The organism is Gemmobacter sp. 24YEA27 (assembly GCF_030052995.1).
Lineage (GTDB): Bacteria > Pseudomonadota > Alphaproteobacteria > Rhodobacterales > Rhodobacteraceae > Pseudogemmobacter.
In genome coordinates this window covers 1,355,568-1,371,707 of the sequence record NZ_JASJPW010000001.1, presented here as the reverse complement: position 1 = coordinate 1,371,707, position 16,140 = coordinate 1,355,568, and the positions used below count along the sequence as shown (strand labels likewise).

The window sequence follows — 16,140 nt, the reverse complement described above, 5'->3', positions numbered from 1 at the left end:
CTAGACCCCGCCCCCGTCAGGGTCAACCTGCCATGGTCAGGCTGTGCCGCACATGGCGCCGGTCCGATCAGCCCGCTTGCGGCGCCAGCGCCTTCGCGCCAGGGTTGGCTGGCATATCCCGGAGTAACCGATGCCGAATGAGAGCCTGCGCGCGCCCGCAACCCGCATCCGCGATCATGCCTATGCGCCCTATTCGGGCTTTAAGGTCGGGGTGGCACTGCGCACGACCAGCGGCGCCGTCTTTACCGGTGTCAATGTTGAGAACATCGCCTATCCCGAAGGCACCTGCGCCGAGGCCGGCGCCATCGCCGCCATGTGCGCCGCCGGCGAGCGAAGGATCGCCGGCCTCCTGGTCATCGCCGACAGCCCCGAACCGGTGCCCTGTTGCGGTGGCTGCCGTCAGAAAATCGCCGAATTCGCTGCCCCTGACGTGGTGGTGACGCTCGCCACCACCGAGGGCAAGACCCTGAACATGACCGTGGCCGAGCTGTTGCCCGGCGCTTTCGGCGCAGCACATATGGCCCGCGCCGAAAGCGGCGGGGCCGCCTGAGATGGAGCCCGCCCGTGTCATCGCGACCCTCCGCGACGGCAATACCCCCGATGAGGAAGACCTGCGCGGCTTCGCGCTCGGGCTTGCCAGCGGCGCGGTCTCGGATGCCCAGGCGGGAGCTTTCGCGATGGCGGTGCTTTTGCGCGGTCTGTCGGATGAAGGGCGCGTCGCGCTGACGGAAGGCATGCGTGACAGCGGGCGCAGGTTGCGCTGGTCGCTGCCCGGCCCGGTGGTGGACAAGCATTCGACCGGCGGAATCGGCGATTGCATTTCGCTCTTGCTGGCGCCGGCGCTGGCCGCCTGTGACGCCTGGGTTCCGATGGTCTCGGGGCGCGGACTGGGGTTTACCGGCGGCACGCTTGATAAGCTCGAGGCGATCCCGGGGCTGCGCACCGCACTTCCCGAGGCCGAGATGCAGCTTCAGGTCTCACGGATCGGCTGCGCGATCGTCGCGGCGGGCGAGGCACTGGCCCCGGCGGACCGCCGGCTTTACGCGATCCGCGATGTCACCGGCACGGTCGAAAGCATCGACCTGATTACCGCCTCGATCCTGTCGAAAAAGCTCGCGGCCGGGGTGGGGGCGCTGGTGCTTGACGTGAAATGCGGCTCGGGGGCCTTTATGAAGACCCTGGAAGATGCCGAAAGGCTGGCGCGGGCCCTCGTGAGCGTGGCGCAGGGCGCGGGCTGTCAGGCGCGGGCGCTGATCACCGATATGGATCAGCCGCTTGCAACCGCCGCCGGCAATGCGCTGGAGGTGATCGAGGTGATGGAAACGCTGACCGGCACTTCGGTCAATTCCGACCTGCGGCTGTTGACCGGCGATCTGGGCGGCGAGGCGCTGGCGCTGGCCGGGCTGGCCTCTGATGCGCAGGCGGGGGCCGCGAAGATCCTCGCAGCCCTGGATTCCGGCCGGGCGGCCGAGATCTTTGGCCGAATGGTCGCAGCCCAGGGCGGGCCTTCGGATTTCGTCGAACGCTGGCCTGACCGCCTGCCCTCGGCCCCGGTGGTGATGGAAGTGCCACCGCCCGCCGGCCTGACAGATGGCGGTATCATCACCGCGATTGACGGCGAAGCGCTTGGCCATGTGGTGGTGGCGCTTGGTGGCGGCAGAACGCGCGAGGGGGCGCGGATCAACCCCTCGGTCGGGCTTTCCGATCTGGCGGCGCCGGGCGAAGATGTGGCGGATGGCGCGCCGCTGGCCATGGTCCATGCCAGCAGCATCGAAAGCGCCGAGGCCGCCGTGGCCGCAGTGCAGCGCGCCTACCGGATCTCGGATCCGGCGGGCTTTGCGCAGGATCGCATGGCCAGCGGCTGCACGCCTGGCGACGGGCCGCTTGTGCTGAAAAGGATCGGCTGAATGGCGCGCGCCTTTCTGATCGTGCTGGATTCCGTCGGCTGCGGTGGTGCCCCTGATGCGGCAGCTTTTGGCGATGAAGGCGCGAATACGCTCCTCCATATCGCCCGCGCCTGTGCGGCAGGGGCGGCGGATCAGGGCCGTAAAGGCCCGCTCTCTTTGCCCAATCTTGACCGGCTGGGCCTTGGCGCGGCAATTCGGCTGGCCTCGGGCGAGGCGGCGCCAGGGCTCGGGGCCACGCCCGAGGGCCTTTGGGGCGCGGCTGAGGAAGTCTCGAACGGCAAGGACACGCCTTCGGGTCATTGGGAGCTCGCGGGCGTGCCCGTGCCCTGGGACTGGACGCTTTTTCCCGATGCAACCCCCGCCTTTCCGCCGGATCTCGTGGCCGAGGTCTGTCGTCTGGCCGGAACCGGGGGGATACTGGGGAACTGCCATGCCTCGGGCCTGCCGGTGATCCGGCGCTTTTGCGAAGACCATAAACGCAGCGGCTGGCCGATCTGCTATACTTCGGCCGACAGCGTGTTCCAGATCGCGGCGCATGAGGACTGGTTCGGGCTGGACCGGCTGCTGGCCCTCTGTGCAGCGCTGGCGCCCTATCTGCATGCGCGCCGCGTCGGCCGGGTCATCGCGCGGCCCTTTACCGGAGATTGCGACGCGTTTCACCGCACCGCGAACCGGCGTGACTATGCCCATCTGCCCCCGGCCCCGACACTGCCGGAACATGTGATGGCTGCGGGCGGCATGGTGCATGGGATCGGCAAGATCGGCGATATTTTCTCGATGCGGGGGATCGGGAAACTCTGGAAGGGCCAGTCCGATGCCGATCTCTTCGACCATCTGGTCCGGATGGGGCGCGAGGCCGAAGACGGCGCCCTGGTATTCGCGAATTTCGTTGAATTCGATACGCTTTACGGCCATCCCCGCGATGTGGCGGGCTATGCGCGGGCCCTGGAAAGCTTTGACGCCGCCCTGCCCCGCTTTCTCGACCGGCTTGGGCCCGGGGATCTGGCGATCTTTACCGCAGATCATGGCAATGACCCGACCTGGCGCGGCACGGAACATACCCGAGAACGGGTGCCGGTGCTGGGCTATGGCGCGGGTCGGCGCGGGATCGGGCTCCGGGCCTTTGCGGATGTGGGGGCAAGTGTGGCGGCGCATCTGGGCGTGGCATTGCCCGGGCCCGGGCGGTCGTTTTTGTGAGGCGTTGGGCCGGGGGCCAGCCCCCGGAGCCCCGGGATATTTAAGGACAGATGAATATGAGCGAATTTGCAGAGCTGCCGAAGGTGGAGTTGCATCTGCATCTGGAAGGGGCAGCGCCGGCCTCTTTCATCCGGGGACTGGCCGCGGAAAAGCGCGAGGATATTTCCGGGATTTTTGGCGCGGATGGTGGCTATGCCTGGCGCGATTTTCCGCATTTCCTGAAGGTCTGTGAGGCGGCTGCTTCGGTATTGCGCCGGCCCGGAGATTACCACCGGCTGATGCTTGCCGTGGCGGAGCAGAGCGCTGCTTCGGGAGTGATCTATAGTGAGGTTTTCATCTCGCCCGATCTTTGTGGCGGTGGCGATGCGGCGGCATTCGCTGATTACATCGCGGCAATCCGCGAGGCAGCCGCCGCCGCCGAAGCGGGGTTTGGCGTCACATTCCGTGGCATCGCCACCGCGATCCGGCATTTTGGGCCGGAGCGTGCGAAACGCGCGGCGCTGGCGGCGGCAGAGGTGGCGGGGGGGTTCATCACCGGCTTTGGCATGGGGGGTGATGAGAGCGTGCTCGACCCCGGTGATTTCGCCTGGGGCTTTGACTGCGCCCGTGAGGCCGGGCTGTGCCTGAGCGTCCATGCCGGCGAATGGCGCGGCCCGGAGGCGATCCGCGAAACGCTGCGCGCGCTGAGACCTGCGCGGATCGGGCATGGCGTGCGCGCCATCGAAGATCTCGCGCTGGTGGAGGAACTGGCGGAACAGGGCATCGTATTGGAGGTCTGCCCGCTTTCGAATACCGCGTTCGGGCTTTACCCCGATATGCGCCACCATCCCGTCAGCGAGCTGGACCGGCGCGGCGTGAAGGTGACGATCTCGACCGCTGCCCCGCCGTTCTTTCACAGCAGCATGGCGCGCGAATATGAAGAATTGCACCGCGCCTTCGACTGGGATGAGGGGCAGTTCCGCAAACTGGGCCTTCAGGCGCTTGACGCCGCTTTCTGTGATGCGGATACGAAGAAGAGATTAGCCAAAAAGCTGGAGGCCTGACCCATGTCGGATATTCTGACCCCGAACCACCTGACGGTCGTCACCCATCCGCTGGTTCAGCACAAGCTTACGATCATGCGCGACAAGGACACTTCGACCGCGAGTTTCCGCAAATTGCTGCGCGAGATCAGCCTGTTGCTGGCCTATGAGGTGACGCGTGGCCTGCCGATGACGACGCGCCGCATCGAGACACCGATCGAGACGATGGATGCCCCGGCGATCGAAGGCAAGAAGCTTGCCCTGATCTCGATTCTGCGCGCCGGGAACGGGCTGCTCGACGGTATCCTGGAGCTGATTCCCGCCGCGCGTGTCGGCTTTATCGGCATGTATCGCGACCCTGAAACGCTGCAGCCGGTGCAATATTACTGCAAATTGCCGGAACATATGGAAGAGCGCATCTCGATCGTCGTCGATCCGATGCTGGCGACCGGCAATTCCTCGGCAGCGGCGGTGGATCTGCTGAAACAGTCGGGGGCGAAGAATATCCGCTTCCTGTGCCTGCTGGCCTCGCCCGAGGGAATCGCCAAGATGAAAGAGGCGCATCCCGATGTGCCCATCGTCACGGCGGCGGTTGACCGGCAACTTGACGATCACGGCTATATCGTGCCCGGGCTTGGCGATGCCGGGGACCGGATGTTCGGCACGAAATGACCCTGCCGGGGTAAACAAGGTCGCGGACAGGGGGCGGGGCGCGCAGAAAGGGGCAGACCCCCGTCGCAATCGGTCGCCTGTCAGGCGGGCTATGGCTTTACTCACCCGCAGAAACCCTTAAAAATCGGCTCAGCTGTCTCTTCCGCTGCCCTGGGAGTACCCCGATGTCTGCCAAGATCCTGCCCGTCGCCCTTCTGGCGGCGGTTTGTTTCGCTGCACCTGCATTTGCCGATCTGCGCGGCCCGGCGGAACTGCCGCCGGCCGGGTATAAAGGTCAACAATATGTCGACAGCCGCGGCTGCGTCTTTCTGCGGGCAGGCAATAGTGGGCGCGAGACCTGGGTGCCGCGCGTCGCGCGCGACCGCAAGCAGCTTTGCGGCTATGCGCCCTCGGGGCGGCCGACAGAGACCGCCGAAGCGGCACCGGCAGCAGGTACACCCGCAGCAGTTCCGGCTGCAAAATCTGCCGGGACGTCATTCTCACCCTCCGCCCCCAAACCAGGTGCTCCGCTGCCGCTGCCCGCTCCGATGCAGAGCGCCTTTGAGGCCGCCGGGAAAAAACCGGCCGCTGCGGCTTCTGCGCCTGCCGCTAAAACGGCTGCGACCAGCTTTGCCGCCGCCAAAGCCGCCGCCCCCACACCGCGCATCGTCACCGGCGCCGGGACTGAAAGCCATCGGCTCGCCTGCCCCGGATCGGCCCCGGTTGCGCAGAAATTCCGCGTCGAGGGCGGCGGCACCAGGACGCTTTGCACCAAAGGCGATGGCTCGCTTGAGGGCGCAAGCTTTCCCCGCCTTGTTACCGGCGGCACCGACAGCTGGGCAGGCACCGCCACGGCGGTGGCGACAGGGCAGACCATCACCGTGGCCCCCCGCAAGGCCGCAACGGCAAGCGCCATTCCAACGCCACCGCCGGGCTATAAACCCGCCTGGGAGGATGACCGGCTGAACCCGCAGCGCGGCCAGCAAACCGCGAAAGGCATCGCGGATCAGGAGACGGTCTGGACCAGAACAACCCCCGCAGAACTGCATGACGGCGCCGGTCGCGAGGTCATGGTGAAGGTGCGCCGCAGCGATGGCAGCACGCGGATGGAGCCCGCGATTGTGACCACCGCAGCCGATGGCGCGCAAAGCGTGGTCTTGCTGGCTGCCCCATCCATCTCGAACTCATCAAAATCCACGGTGACGGTGGCAAAACCGGCGGCAGCGCCTGCGGCCAATGGTCGGGTCTTTGTTCAGGTTGGAACATTCGGCGTCGCCGCCAATGCCGAGGGCACGGCGGGGCGGCTTAAAGGCCTGGGCCTGCCCGTGTCGCGCTCGACGATCCGGGGCGGGGCGCTCCAGGTGGTCTATGCCGGCCCCTTCGCCAGCACAGGCGAGGCCCGCGCCGCGCTGTCACAGGTGCGGGGCGCGGGTTTTGGCGATGCGGTGATCGTGCAGTAAGGCCGGATCGGACCTGCTGGCCCGCCCCGGCGGTGCCTGCGGGCCAAGCCTGATGCCGCCTCAGCCGCTGCAGACCGATTGCAGCGCAATCCAGTCGTCATCGGGCATCAGCGGGCTTGAGATGCGCCCCTGGAACGGGTCGGCGGCGACCAGTTCCGCCGCCTTTTCCGCCGGGATCACGCCATTGGCCGCCAGCCAGTTGGCGTAAGGCGTCAGCGGGACCTGGGCGGTCTCGAAAGCGGACTGGAGGCGCGACAGCGCCGGCAGCTCATGTTCGTCGCGAATAAACGCCTCGCCGAAGCCTTCCAGCGCATTGACCGGCAATTCGCCCGAAACCAGAAGGTCAAAACTCGCTTTCAGCCCGGCATGATCCAGAATGCCGCGCATCGGATCGGCGATCCCGGCCTTGATCCCCTCGGCCAGCGCCGCCCCGGCAAGGGCATCGGGCGCATCCTCGTCAATCAGCGAGCCCGGGAGCAGGATAACGCCGCCGGGCAGATGCGCCGGGCGCGCCAGGCCCTCGGGCAGGACATAGAGGATCGGCGTATTCTCTGCCCCGAAGACACGGTCCGACAGTTCGGCCAGCGCGGGCAGCCCCAGCTCTCCCGCACAAGGCGCCCCGGTCAGGCGGATCACATCATCGAGGGCCCGCATGCCGATCTCGACCTGTTTCGATGGCGGCACCACGGCAACCGTATGCGAGACGAGGATGCGCGGCAGAACCAGCGTCACAAGGCCGAGAAACCCAAGCGCCGCACCGCCGATCAGCGCGAAACGCAGCCGCCCGGGATGCGGCGAATCTGCGCGAACCGCCGAATTCACCATTTTCAGCGCGGCGAGCATGGTCTCATCGTCGATCTCGACCGATTCCGGGCTGTCTTCCCCGGGCGAGAACAGCGGCGGCTGCTGGCCCGGATTGATCCGCCTGACGGCGGGCAGCGACCAGTGGCTGAGTGGGGTTCCCGAACGCGGATCACTGAGCACCAGCGTCGCCTCCCCCATCAGCACCACCACCTCGCGGCGCTGGCCATCTTCGGTATCGCGCCACAGACCGAGCGATTCCAGTCGCTGGAATTTGCTCAGCGCGGTGCCTGATCCCTGTGCCAAAGAACTGCCCGTTCGTCTTTTCATCTCCCGACCTTAGCCGCCCCGCGCCTGCGCCACAACGCCCCGCATCGGGATGGGCAGGTATCGGGTGCCCGGGATGCACAGAGCAGGCCGCAAATGTCGCATTCAGACGCGCAGAGGTTGCGCCGCCGGGCTTCACAGGAAAGGGAATGGGAAGAGGAAGCCGATGACTGTCTCTGCGATGGCGCCCGACCGCACGCTGATGGCGGTGGGGCTGACCCTGATCTATGCCGCGATGGTCGGCTTCAGCGATAATTATGTGCAGGCGGTGGCCGGGAACACCGGGCTCTGGCAGTTCCATGCGACGCGCAGCTGTCTTGCGCTTCTGATGATGGGGCTGGTGGCGCCCTTTCTGGGCCTGCGGCTCAGACCGCGCAATGTAAAGGCAGTGGCGGCGCGGGCATTGCTGCAAGGCATTGCGATCATGATTTATTTCGGCGCTCTGGCCTTCATGCCGGTCGCGGTGGCGGCAGCGGGGCTTTTCACCGCGCCGATCTTCGTATTGCTGATTTCGCGCCTGGTTTATGGCGAGCGGATCGGCCCGGTGCGGCTGGTGGCGGTGGCTCTGGGGTTTCTTGGCGTCGTGCTGGTACTTGGTCCCGCGCGCTGGCCGGGGCGGGGCTCATCGGCCTTGTGCCGGCCCTGGCAGGCGCGGTTTATGCCATGACCAATATCGCCACACGGCGCTGGTGCGCCGACGAAAGTGCCAGCACCCTGCTGGCCGGGTTCTTCGTGAGCCTTGGCCTCCTTGGGCTGGCAGGGCTGGTGGTGCTGGCGATCTGGCCGCAAGCCGTGCCCGGAGGCAGCGATGGCTTTCTGTTGCGCGGCGCGGTCTGGCCGGATGGCGAATACCTGTCCTGGATGCTGCTCCATGCCAGTTTTTCCGCGATCGGGGTCGGGCTTTGCACCAGAGCCTATCTTCTGGCAGATGCGGGCCGGGTCAGTGTGGTGGAATACATGGTCCTGCCGACTTCCGCGATCTGGGGCTGGGCGATCTGGGGGGAACGCCTCGGAGCCCTCGCCTGGATCGGCATCGTGCTGATCATTCTCGCCGGCACGATCATCGCCCTGCGCGCGCGGGATCAGGAGCGGTGATCGAATTCCTTCAGAGGAATTCGGTGAAAAATTCCTTCTCAGGAATTTTTTCGCTCAGCGGTCGTTGACCGCCTCGCGCCAGTGGCGGCGGCAGAGGCTCTGATAGGTCTCATTACCGCCGATCACCACCTGGTCCCCATCGGTCAGAACCTGGCCATCGGCCCCCTTGCGCACCACCATCGTCGCCTTGCGGCCGCAATGGCAGATTGTGCGCACCTCGCGCATTTCATCGGCCCAGGCCAGCAGCGCCGCCGAGCCAGGGAAAAGATCGCCCCTGAAATCGACCCGGAGCCCGTAGCACATCACCGGCACGCCCAGATCATCCACCGCCTGAGCGAGCCGCCAGACCTGTCCCCGCGACAGGAACTGCGCCTCGTCGATAAAGACGCAATCGACCGGACCCAGCGTCTGCCGCGCCGCGATCATCGCGAAAAGATCATCTTCGGGCCCGAAAACATCCGCGTCCATCCCGATGCCGATGCGGCTTGCGATACGGCCAGCGCCGGCCCGGCCATCCATCTGCGCGGTGATCAGATAGGGCGACATGCCGCCTTCCTGATAGTTATAGGCCGCCTGCAACAGCAGCGTCGATTTGCCCGCATTCATCGTCGAATAGTGAAAATAGAGCTTGGCCATGCACCTGCCCTGCCCCTTTGGTCCGGGCTCTGTCAAGCCCGCAGGCGGATCCGGGTCAGTAGCGGGCCAGGCCTAAAAGATCACGCTCATGCTGCGCCCGCTTATTCGGCCTTGTGGACCTGTAGCCCCCGAATGTGCCGCAATCCCGCCTTTCCTCTCCGGCGCTTCTGCCGCACAGGCTCCCTGTCCCACGGAGCAGCACCGCCTCCCGGACACGTGGCCTCTTGCGCCCCGCCCAGGGCACCGCCGGCTCGGATTTTGTCATCAGCCGCCCTCTGATATGGGGCCGGGCCTGCGCGAAGCTGGAGGGCCATTCAGCCACCAATTACCTGCAGGCGAGGGCCTGCTTCACGCGTTACATCCTGTCCGGCCTGCGGGCTGCCACCCGCATCTGCGTGAAATCGGAAACCTCAGACAGCCCCCACCCGCGCGGGCAGTAGACCGAAGCTCTGCGGCGGTCCGGACACGCGCTTAGACCCCGGCTCTCCGGTCTCTCCTTTATCGGTGACAAAGGCTTGCAGTGAGATTAACAGGAAAATATTGAATTATTTAGCTCTGCTACACCCGGACCGCCCCGCCAGGCTGCCTCGCCAGACTGCCGCGCGCCGCATCCCGGATCTGAATGAGGTTGGCCATGTCTGTGGCGAGATATCTGAAAAAGCACAGCGAAACTCTGGTCAAGGATGTCGGCATCGAGGCCGCCTGCGCGCTGACCGGAAAGTCCAAAGCCACTCTGGGGCGCTATTATTCCGACAGCGAAGAGCATGCGGATCGTTTCATGCCAGTCGATGTGGTCGCCCAGCTCGAGGCCGCCGCGCGTTTCCCGCATGTCACCTCGGCCCTGGCCGATCTGCGCGGTATTACACTCGCCTATGACAATGACCGGAAAGAACCGGAAACCTCGGGCATCAACCAGGATGTTGTCGCCCTCGCGCAGCGCTTCGCGATGCTGATGAGCGAATACAACCTGGCGATTGCCGACGGGAAAATCAGCATCAACGAATCGAAACGGCTCCTGCGGGAGACCATCGCGATCCAGCATGTGCTGTTGCAGATGAAGCTGAACCTTGAGGATGAGGCGGTCTGAGCCGCCTCATCTGATCGCCTCAGCCGCGCGGTTTCGGGCGCCGCGACGGAGCCGCTGCGCCCCCCTGGGGCCGTGCTGCAGCAGGCTTCGCCCCACCCGGACGGCCGCCCTGTGGCTTGCCCGCGCCCGGGCGCGACGCTTTCGGTGGCAGCGGTTTTGACCCCGGTTTCTGCCCGCCACGATTCTGGCCACGCGCCTGATTTTGCCCGCGATTCTGCCCGGGCTTGGGAGCAGCCGCGATTGCGTCCGCCGCCCAGGGCGCGCCGCCCATCACTGGCAGCGCCTTTTTCAGCAGCTTTTCGATATCGGCCAGCTCGCCCATCTCGGCGGGCGAGCAAAAGCTGATCGAAGAGCCGCTGGCCCCGGCCCGTGCCGTCCGCCCGATCCGGTGCACATAATTGTCAGCGACATTCGGCAGATCGTAGTTATAGACGTGCCGCACGGTTGGAATATCGATGCCGCGCGCGGCGACATCGGTTGCGACCAGCACATCTACCGCGCCGGATTTGAATTCGGTCAGGATGCGGTCACGCTGATTCTGGCTGCGGTTGCCGTGAATCGCCCCCACTTTAAAGCCCCAGCCGCCCAGCACTTTGGCCAGCTTATCGGCACCGTGCTTGGTGCGCGAAAAGACCAGCGCCTGCTCGCCCGGGTGTTTTTTCAGATATTCCTCAAGCAGCTTTGCCTTGTCGCCATTGGGGATAAAATGCACGCCCTGGGTGACTTTCTCAGCCGGCTTGCCCGGCGGTGCGACCTGCACCTTGACCGGATCCCGCAGATAGGTCTCGGCGATCTCATTGATATCCTTCGGCATCGTCGCCGAGAACATCATCGTCTGGCGCCGCACCGGAATATGTTTCGCGATCTGGCGCAGTGAATGGATAAAGCCCATATCGAGCATATGGTCAGCCTCGTCGAGGACGAGATATCCGCATTTCTCAAGGCTGACATCGCCGCGCCCAAGGAGGTCGATCAGCCGGCCAGGCGTTGCCACCAGCACATCGGCGCCGCGCACCAGCGCCTGGGCCTGTTTGTTGATCGAAGCACCCCCGACCACAATCACCACCTTCACCGCAGTTCCCTGGGTGAACATGGTGATATTGTCCTTGATCTGCGTCGCCAGCTCGCGCGTCGGCACAAGGATCAGGGCGCGGATATTCTTCGGCCCCGGCGGGTGGCCAAGGTCAAGGATGCGGTGCAAAAGCGGCAGGCCGAATGCGGCGGTTTTGCCGGTTCCGGTCTGAGCGAGGCCCATCAGATCCTTCCCCGCCATGATATGCGGGATGGCCTGGGCCTGAATGGGGGTCGGCGCCTTCAGCTGGGTCTTTTCCAGCGCGGCGAGAATTTTCGGCGAAAGGCCGAGATCTGCGAAAGTCGTCATGTTCGTTCCATACGTCAAGGAAGACAGCGGCCCTCGCCCCCGGAGAATTCCGGATGCCGTGCGCGCCATCGGCGCCCCTGCGTGATGGTGGGAACCTGTCGTCCGGGCCTTTCAGTGCTCACGCGGCACGGGCTGTCGGACCGGGCAGAAATGGGCTTACCACGCCCGAAAGTCAAGACAGAACGACCCGCAGCTGACTGCGGGCCGTCCCGACCAGGATCGTGGGCATGGAAATGATCCTGGTCATACACCCGCCAGGCCCTGAGCCCGCCCGACGGGTGATCGGGATGAGACTTGCGCTTACTGCGCAGGCTCCCAGGCGGGCAGCGCTTTCAGCGCCTCGGCGCCAAGCGTAGTCGCCGCGATCACCGTGCCGCTCTCATTGCGGTAAAGGGTGACCTGATCATGGCCCAGATTGACGCGATGCGTGCCGATACCAAGGAAGCCGCCGACATCGGCGACGACGCCCTGAACCGGCCCTTCGGTGCTGAGCACAAGGTCGGCGACCGACCCCATATTCGAGCCATCTGCCGCATAGAGCGTGGCGCCCATAAGCTGATCGGCGGTCACAGCCGTCCAGTCGCTGACCACACTATACCCTTCGGGCACGGTGAAGGTTTCAGTGGCAGGCATTTCGGCGGGGGCCACCGGGGTCTCGGTCGCATCGGGCAAAGGCGGCACATCTGCGGTTGCCGGGTCAGGCGCTGCCGGCGTGGCCTCGGGTTGCCCCTCGATCAGCGGATCTGCAGGGGCGCCGGTCTCATCGACAGTGCCGGCTTCCGGCATCGTCTGCGCCGGATCAGATGTGGTCTCCTGCGCCAGGGCAGCGGTGCCAAGCATCAGCGAAGCGGCCAGCGCGATAACAGGCGGGGCGGCGAAGGGGGGATCCGTTTCATGGTCACTCCTTTGGTTCGTTAGCCTCACGTTCAGTGGACGCGGGGATAACTGGCCGAATGCGGAATGGGTCCATGCGCCCCGAAAGCATGGCGAAGCCCCGCCGGAATCGTCATGAAAATATGGGGGAAAACCGCCAGTTCACGAGATTGTTGAGAAAACTGACGCAAAAGCCGCCCCGAAGGGCGGCTTTTACCGGATGAGTGCTCTCGGGGCAGATCAGCCCTGCAGCGTCCTGACCCCATAGCCTTCGCCACGCGCTTTCATCGCGGCGACAGCGGCAACCGAGGCCGCGGCCGTGGTGAAATACGGGATGCGGTCCATCAGGGCCACCCGGCGAATGTCACGGCTGTCGGCGACGGACTGCGTGCCCTCGGTCGTGTTCATCACCAGCGCGATGTCTTCGTTTTTCAGCCGGTCGACGATATTCGGGCGGCCCTCATAGACTTTATTGACCGATTCCGCCTCGATCCCTTCGGCTTTCAGCCAGGAGGCCGTGCCGCGCGTGGCGACGATAGAAAAGCCCATCGAGATCAGATCGCGCGCCGCCGAGGCCAGCGCCTCAGACTTGTCGGCATCCTTGACCGAGAGGAACACGCGCCCTGTCTCGGGCAGCACCATGCCCGCGCCCATCTGCGCCTTGAGGAATGCCAGCGCGAAGCTGCGGTCCCAGCCCATCACCTCGCCGGTCGAGCGCATTTCCGGCCCGAGGAGCGGGTCAACACCGGGGAAGCGGGCGAAGGGCAGCACTGCCTCTTTCACCGAATACCAGGGCGTGATCGGGTCGGCGAGCGTCATCGCATCTGCCAGCGGCAGCGGGCTGTCCGGGCCGACGCCTGCATCATAGGGCGCGCGCTGCGGGAAGGCCGAGAGCTTCTCGCCCGCCATCAGCCGCGCCGCGATCGAGGCAATCGCCGAATCGGTGGCCTTGGCCACGAAAGGCACCGTACGCGAGGCGCGCGGGTTGACCTCAAGCACGTAGATCACATCATCCTTGATCGCGAACTGCACGTTCATCAGGCCGACAACCTGCAATGCCAGCGCCATCTGCACGGTCTGTTTCTTCAGCTCGGCCACGGTCTCAGCTGACAGCTGGTGTGGCGGCAGGCAGCAGGCAGAATCGCCCGAATGGACGCCCGCCTCTTCGATATGTTCCATGATCCCCGCGACATGGACCGATTCGCCATCCGAGAGCGCATCGACATCCACCTCGACCGCGCCCGAGAGATAGCTGTCGAGCAGCACGGGCGAGGTGCCCGAGACCTGCACGGCGGTCGCGATGTAACGCTCAAGCTGCGCGTCATCGCGCACGATCTCCATCGCGCGGCCACCGAGCACATAGGACGGGCGGATCACCAGCGGATAGCCGACACGGGCCGCGATCTCGAAAGCCTCGTCGCGGCTGTGGGCGATGCCGTTGACCGGCTGTTTCAGCCCGAGTTCGTTCAGGAGCGCCTGGAAGCGTTCGCGGTCTTCGGCGAGGTCAATCGCGTCCGGCGTGGTGCCAAGGATCGGAATGCCCTCATCCTTCAGCGCCTGGGCCAGTTTCAGCGGGGTCTGGCCACCGAACTGTACGATCACGCCATGCAGCGTGCCGTTTTCCTGCTCGACCCGCAAAATCTCCAGCACATGTTCCAGCGTCAGCGGCTCGAAATAGAGCCGGTCCGAGGTGTCGTAATCCGTCGAAACCGTTTCCGGATTGCAGTTGACCATGATGGTCTCATAGCCGGCCTCGGTCAGCGCGAAACAGGCATGGCAGCAGCAGTAATCGAACTCGATCCCCTGGCCGATCCGGTTCGGACCACCGCCGAGGATAACCACCTTTTTCGCCGCCGAAGGCCGCGATTCGCATTCGACATCGCCCATCGCGGGCATCTCATAGGTGGAATACATGTAAGGCGTCTGCGCCTCGAATTCGGCAGCACAGGTGTCGATCCGCTTGAAGACGGCAGTCACGCCAAGGCCACGACGTGCGCGGCGCACCGAAGATTCGGCCTGGCCGGTCAGCCGCGCCAGACGCGCATCTGTAAAGCCCATGATCTTCAGCGCGCGCAGGCCTTCCGCCGTAGATGGCAGGCCATGGCTGCGGATTTCATGTTCCTGATCGATGATTTCGCGGATCCGCGCGAGGAACCAGGGATCGAAAGAGGTGATCGCCTGGATTTCGTCATTGGTCAGACCCTCACGCATCGCCTGCGCGATCACACGCAGCCGGTCGGGGGTCGCCACGCTCAGAGCTTTGGAAATCGCGGCGCGGTCAGGCGCGCCGGCAATCTCGATCTCATCAAAGCCGGACAAGCCGGTTTCCAGCGAGGCCAGCGCTTTTTGCAGCGATTCGTGGATAGTGCGGCCAATCGCCATCACCTCGCCCACCGATTTCATCGCAGTGGTCAAAAGCGGCTCAGCGCCGGGGAATTTCTCAAACGCGAAGCGCGGGATCTTGGTCACAACATAGTCGATGGTCGGCTCGAACGAGGCCGGGGTCACCTTGGTGATGTCGTTGTCCAGCTCATCGAGCGTGTAGCCCACCGCCAGTTTCGCGGCGATTTTCGCGATCGGGAAGCCGGTCGCTTTCGAGGCCAGCGCCGAGGACCGCGACACGCGCGGGTTCATCTCGATCACAACCATCCGGCCGTCAGCCGGGTTGATCGCCCATTGCACGTTGGAGCCGCCGGTCTCGACCCCGATCTCGCGCAGGACGGCAATCGAGCCGTTGCGCATGATCTGGTATTCCTTATCGGTCAGCGTCAGCGCCGGGGCGACAGTGATCGAATCGCCGGTATGGACGCCCATCGGATCGATATTCTCGATGGCGCAAACGATGATGGCGTTATCCGCTTTGTCGCGGACCACCTCCATCTCGTATTCCTTCCAGCCAAGCAGCGATTCATCGACCAGAACCTGCGCCATCGGCGAAGCTTCAAGGCCGGACTTAACAATCGCTTCATAGTCGTCACGGTTGTAAGCCACGCCGCCGCCGGTTCCCCCGAGCGTGAAAGCGGGGCGAATGATCGCGGGCAGACCGATATGTTCCAGATCGCCCATGGCTTTCGCGACACCTGCCGCGATGTCGTATTTGCCGTTCGGCAGCTTCGGCGCCGCGACGATGGTCGCCTTCGGGTTCTCGATCCCCAGCCGGTCCATCGCCTCGCGGAACAGCTTGCGGTCCTCTGCCATTTCAATGGCTTCGCGCTTGGCCCCGATCAGCTCGACATTGAATTTATCGAGCACGCCCAGATCCGCCAGCGCCAGAGCGGTGTTCAGACCGGTCTGGCCGCCCATCGTCGGCAGAATCGCATCGGGGCGCTCTTTCTCGATGATCTTCGCCACGACTTCGGGGTGATCGGCTCGATATAGGTGGCATCCGCCAGCCCCGGATCGGTCATGATCGTTGCCGGGTTCGAGTTCACGAGGATGACCCGATAGCCCTCTTCGCGCAGCGCTTTGCAGGCCTGGGCACCGGAATAGTCGAATTCGCAGGCCTGGCCGATCACGATAGGACCAGCACCGATAATCATGATCGAGTGGATATCTGTCCGCTTCGGCATGTCGGGAACCTCAGGTTTTTGGGCTGGCTGTCGCTAAATTTTCCGGGGTTATAGAGGGGCGCGGCATGGGCGCAAGGGCAAACCGACACCCGCGCCAGAGCACGCCGGGCCGCGTCCCCCATCGCGCTCCCTGT

The 16,140-nt window shown here is 64.9% G+C and carries 13 protein-coding genes and 1 pseudogene; 9 read left to right on the top strand and 5 right to left on the bottom strand.

Annotated features, from left to right (window positions below; genetic code table 11):
• Positions 1 to 130 precede the first annotated feature (130 nt).
• The 6 genes from QNO18_RS06850 to QNO18_RS06825 all read left to right on the top strand — a co-directional run bounded on the left by QNO18_RS06850 (position 131) and on the right by QNO18_RS06825 (position 6,237).
• Positions 131 to 550 carry a cytidine deaminase gene (locus QNO18_RS06850; RefSeq protein WP_198837997.1) on the top strand — a complete coding sequence of 140 codons (420 nt, stop codon included), beginning with the start codon at positions 131 to 133 and terminating at the stop codon, positions 548 to 550.
• A gap of 1 nt (position 551) precedes the next feature.
• Entirely contained in the window at positions 552 to 1,907 is a 1,356-nt protein-coding gene (locus QNO18_RS06845) for a thymidine phosphorylase (RefSeq protein ID WP_283177076.1), read from the top strand.
• Positions 1,908 to 3,104: a phosphopentomutase gene (locus tag QNO18_RS06840; RefSeq protein WP_283177075.1), complete on the top strand. Its 1,197-nt coding sequence runs from the start codon at positions 1,908 to 1,910 to the stop codon at positions 3,102 to 3,104.
• Positions 3,105 to 3,160: 56 nt separating this feature from the next.
• Positions 3,161 to 4,147 carry an adenosine deaminase gene (locus QNO18_RS06835; protein ID WP_283177074.1) on the top strand — a complete coding sequence of 329 codons (987 nt, stop codon included), beginning with the start codon at positions 3,161 to 3,163 and terminating at the stop codon, positions 4,145 to 4,147.
• A 15-nt stretch (positions 4,148 to 4,162) separates the two neighbouring features.
• On the top strand, positions 4,163 to 4,798 hold the full coding sequence (gene upp / locus QNO18_RS06830; protein ID WP_171909593.1) for a uracil phosphoribosyltransferase: 636 nt from the start codon (positions 4,163 to 4,165) through the stop codon (positions 4,796 to 4,798).
• A gap of 164 nt (positions 4,799 to 4,962) precedes the next feature.
• On the top strand, positions 4,963 to 6,237 hold the full coding sequence (locus tag QNO18_RS06825; protein WP_283177073.1) for an SPOR domain-containing protein: 1,275 nt from the start codon (positions 4,963 to 4,965) through the stop codon (positions 6,235 to 6,237).
• A 60-nt stretch (positions 6,238 to 6,297) separates the two neighbouring features.
• On the opposite strand, the gene QNO18_RS06820 is transcribed toward QNO18_RS06825, so the two are convergent.
• A complete protein-coding gene (locus QNO18_RS06820; RefSeq protein WP_283177072.1) occupies positions 6,298 to 7,368 on the bottom strand; it encodes a hypothetical protein in 1,071 nt (356 codons plus the stop codon).
• Between the two features lie 163 nt (positions 7,369 to 7,531).
• On the opposite strand from QNO18_RS06820, the gene QNO18_RS06815 reads away from it, so the two are divergent.
• A complete protein-coding gene (locus tag QNO18_RS06815) occupies positions 7,532 to 8,032 on the top strand; it encodes a DMT family transporter (RefSeq protein ID WP_283177071.1) in 501 nt (166 codons plus the stop codon).
• Positions 8,029 to 8,460, top strand: coding sequence for an EamA family transporter (locus QNO18_RS06810; protein WP_283177070.1), 432 nt, complete (start codon positions 8,029 to 8,031; stop codon positions 8,458 to 8,460). Before QNO18_RS06815 ends, QNO18_RS06810 begins: the two co-directional genes overlap by 4 nt.
• A gap of 54 nt (positions 8,461 to 8,514) precedes the next feature.
• On the opposite strand, the gene QNO18_RS06805 is transcribed toward QNO18_RS06810, so the two are convergent.
• Positions 8,515 to 9,096 (bottom strand): thymidine kinase, encoded by a 582-nt coding sequence (locus tag QNO18_RS06805; protein WP_283177069.1) that lies wholly within the window; start codon positions 9,094 to 9,096, stop codon positions 8,515 to 8,517.
• Positions 9,097 to 9,730: 634 nt separating this feature from the next.
• Between QNO18_RS06805 and QNO18_RS06800 the strand changes: the two genes are divergently transcribed.
• Positions 9,731 to 10,183 (top strand): hypothetical protein, encoded by a 453-nt coding sequence (locus QNO18_RS06800; RefSeq protein WP_283177068.1) that lies wholly within the window; start codon positions 9,731 to 9,733, stop codon positions 10,181 to 10,183.
• Positions 10,184 to 10,202: 19 nt separating this feature from the next.
• On the opposite strand, the gene QNO18_RS06795 is transcribed toward QNO18_RS06800, so the two are convergent.
• The 3 genes and pseudogenes from QNO18_RS06795 to carB all read right to left on the bottom strand — a co-directional run bounded on the left by QNO18_RS06795 (position 10,203) and on the right by carB (position 16,006).
• A complete protein-coding gene (locus tag QNO18_RS06795; RefSeq protein ID WP_283177067.1) occupies positions 10,203 to 11,564 on the bottom strand; it encodes a DEAD/DEAH box helicase in 1,362 nt (453 codons plus the stop codon).
• Between the two features lie 300 nt (positions 11,565 to 11,864).
• Complete coding sequence (locus QNO18_RS06790) at positions 11,865 to 12,404, bottom strand: PRC-barrel domain-containing protein (protein WP_283177066.1); 540 nt, start codon at positions 12,402 to 12,404, stop codon at positions 11,865 to 11,867.
• A 273-nt stretch (positions 12,405 to 12,677) separates the two neighbouring features.
• Positions 12,678 to 16,006, bottom strand: a pseudogene (carB, locus tag QNO18_RS06785) (carbamoyl-phosphate synthase large subunit).
• Positions 16,007 to 16,140: the final 134 nt, after the last annotated feature.

What these genes read in the sequence shown, in the direction of transcription:
- QNO18_RS06825 (WP_283177073.1), top strand. Translation starts at nt 4,963, where the DNA reads ATGTCTGCCAAGATCCTGCCCGTCGCCCTTCTGGCGGCGGTTTGTTTC.
- QNO18_RS06840 (WP_283177075.1), top strand. Translation starts at nt 1,908, where the DNA reads ATGGCGCGCGCCTTTCTGATCGTGCTGGATTCCGTCGGCTGCGGTGGT.
- QNO18_RS06845 (WP_283177076.1), top strand. Translation starts at nt 552, where the DNA reads ATGGAGCCCGCCCGTGTCATCGCGACCCTCCGCGACGGCAATACCCCC.
- QNO18_RS06835 (WP_283177074.1), top strand. Translation starts at nt 3,161, where the DNA reads ATGAGCGAATTTGCAGAGCTGCCGAAGGTGGAGTTGCATCTGCATCTG.
- QNO18_RS06800 (WP_283177068.1), top strand. Translation starts at nt 9,731, where the DNA reads ATGTCTGTGGCGAGATATCTGAAAAAGCACAGCGAAACTCTGGTCAAG.
- QNO18_RS06790 (WP_283177066.1), bottom strand. Translation starts at nt 12,404, where the DNA reads ATGCTTGGCACCGCTGCCCTGGCGCAGGAGACCACATCTGATCCGGCG.
- QNO18_RS06815 (WP_283177071.1), top strand. Translation starts at nt 7,532, where the DNA reads ATGACTGTCTCTGCGATGGCGCCCGACCGCACGCTGATGGCGGTGGGG.
- QNO18_RS06820 (WP_283177072.1), bottom strand. Translation starts at nt 7,368, where the DNA reads ATGAAAAGACGAACGGGCAGTTCTTTGGCACAGGGATCAGGCACCGCG.
- QNO18_RS06795 (WP_283177067.1), bottom strand. Translation starts at nt 11,564, where the DNA reads ATGACGACTTTCGCAGATCTCGGCCTTTCGCCGAAAATTCTCGCCGCG.
- QNO18_RS06850 (WP_198837997.1), top strand. Translation starts at nt 131, where the DNA reads ATGCCGAATGAGAGCCTGCGCGCGCCCGCAACCCGCATCCGCGATCAT.
- QNO18_RS06805 (WP_283177069.1), bottom strand. Translation starts at nt 9,096, where the DNA reads ATGGCCAAGCTCTATTTTCACTATTCGACGATGAATGCGGGCAAATCG.
- QNO18_RS06810 (WP_283177070.1), top strand. Translation starts at nt 8,029, where the DNA reads ATGACCAATATCGCCACACGGCGCTGGTGCGCCGACGAAAGTGCCAGC.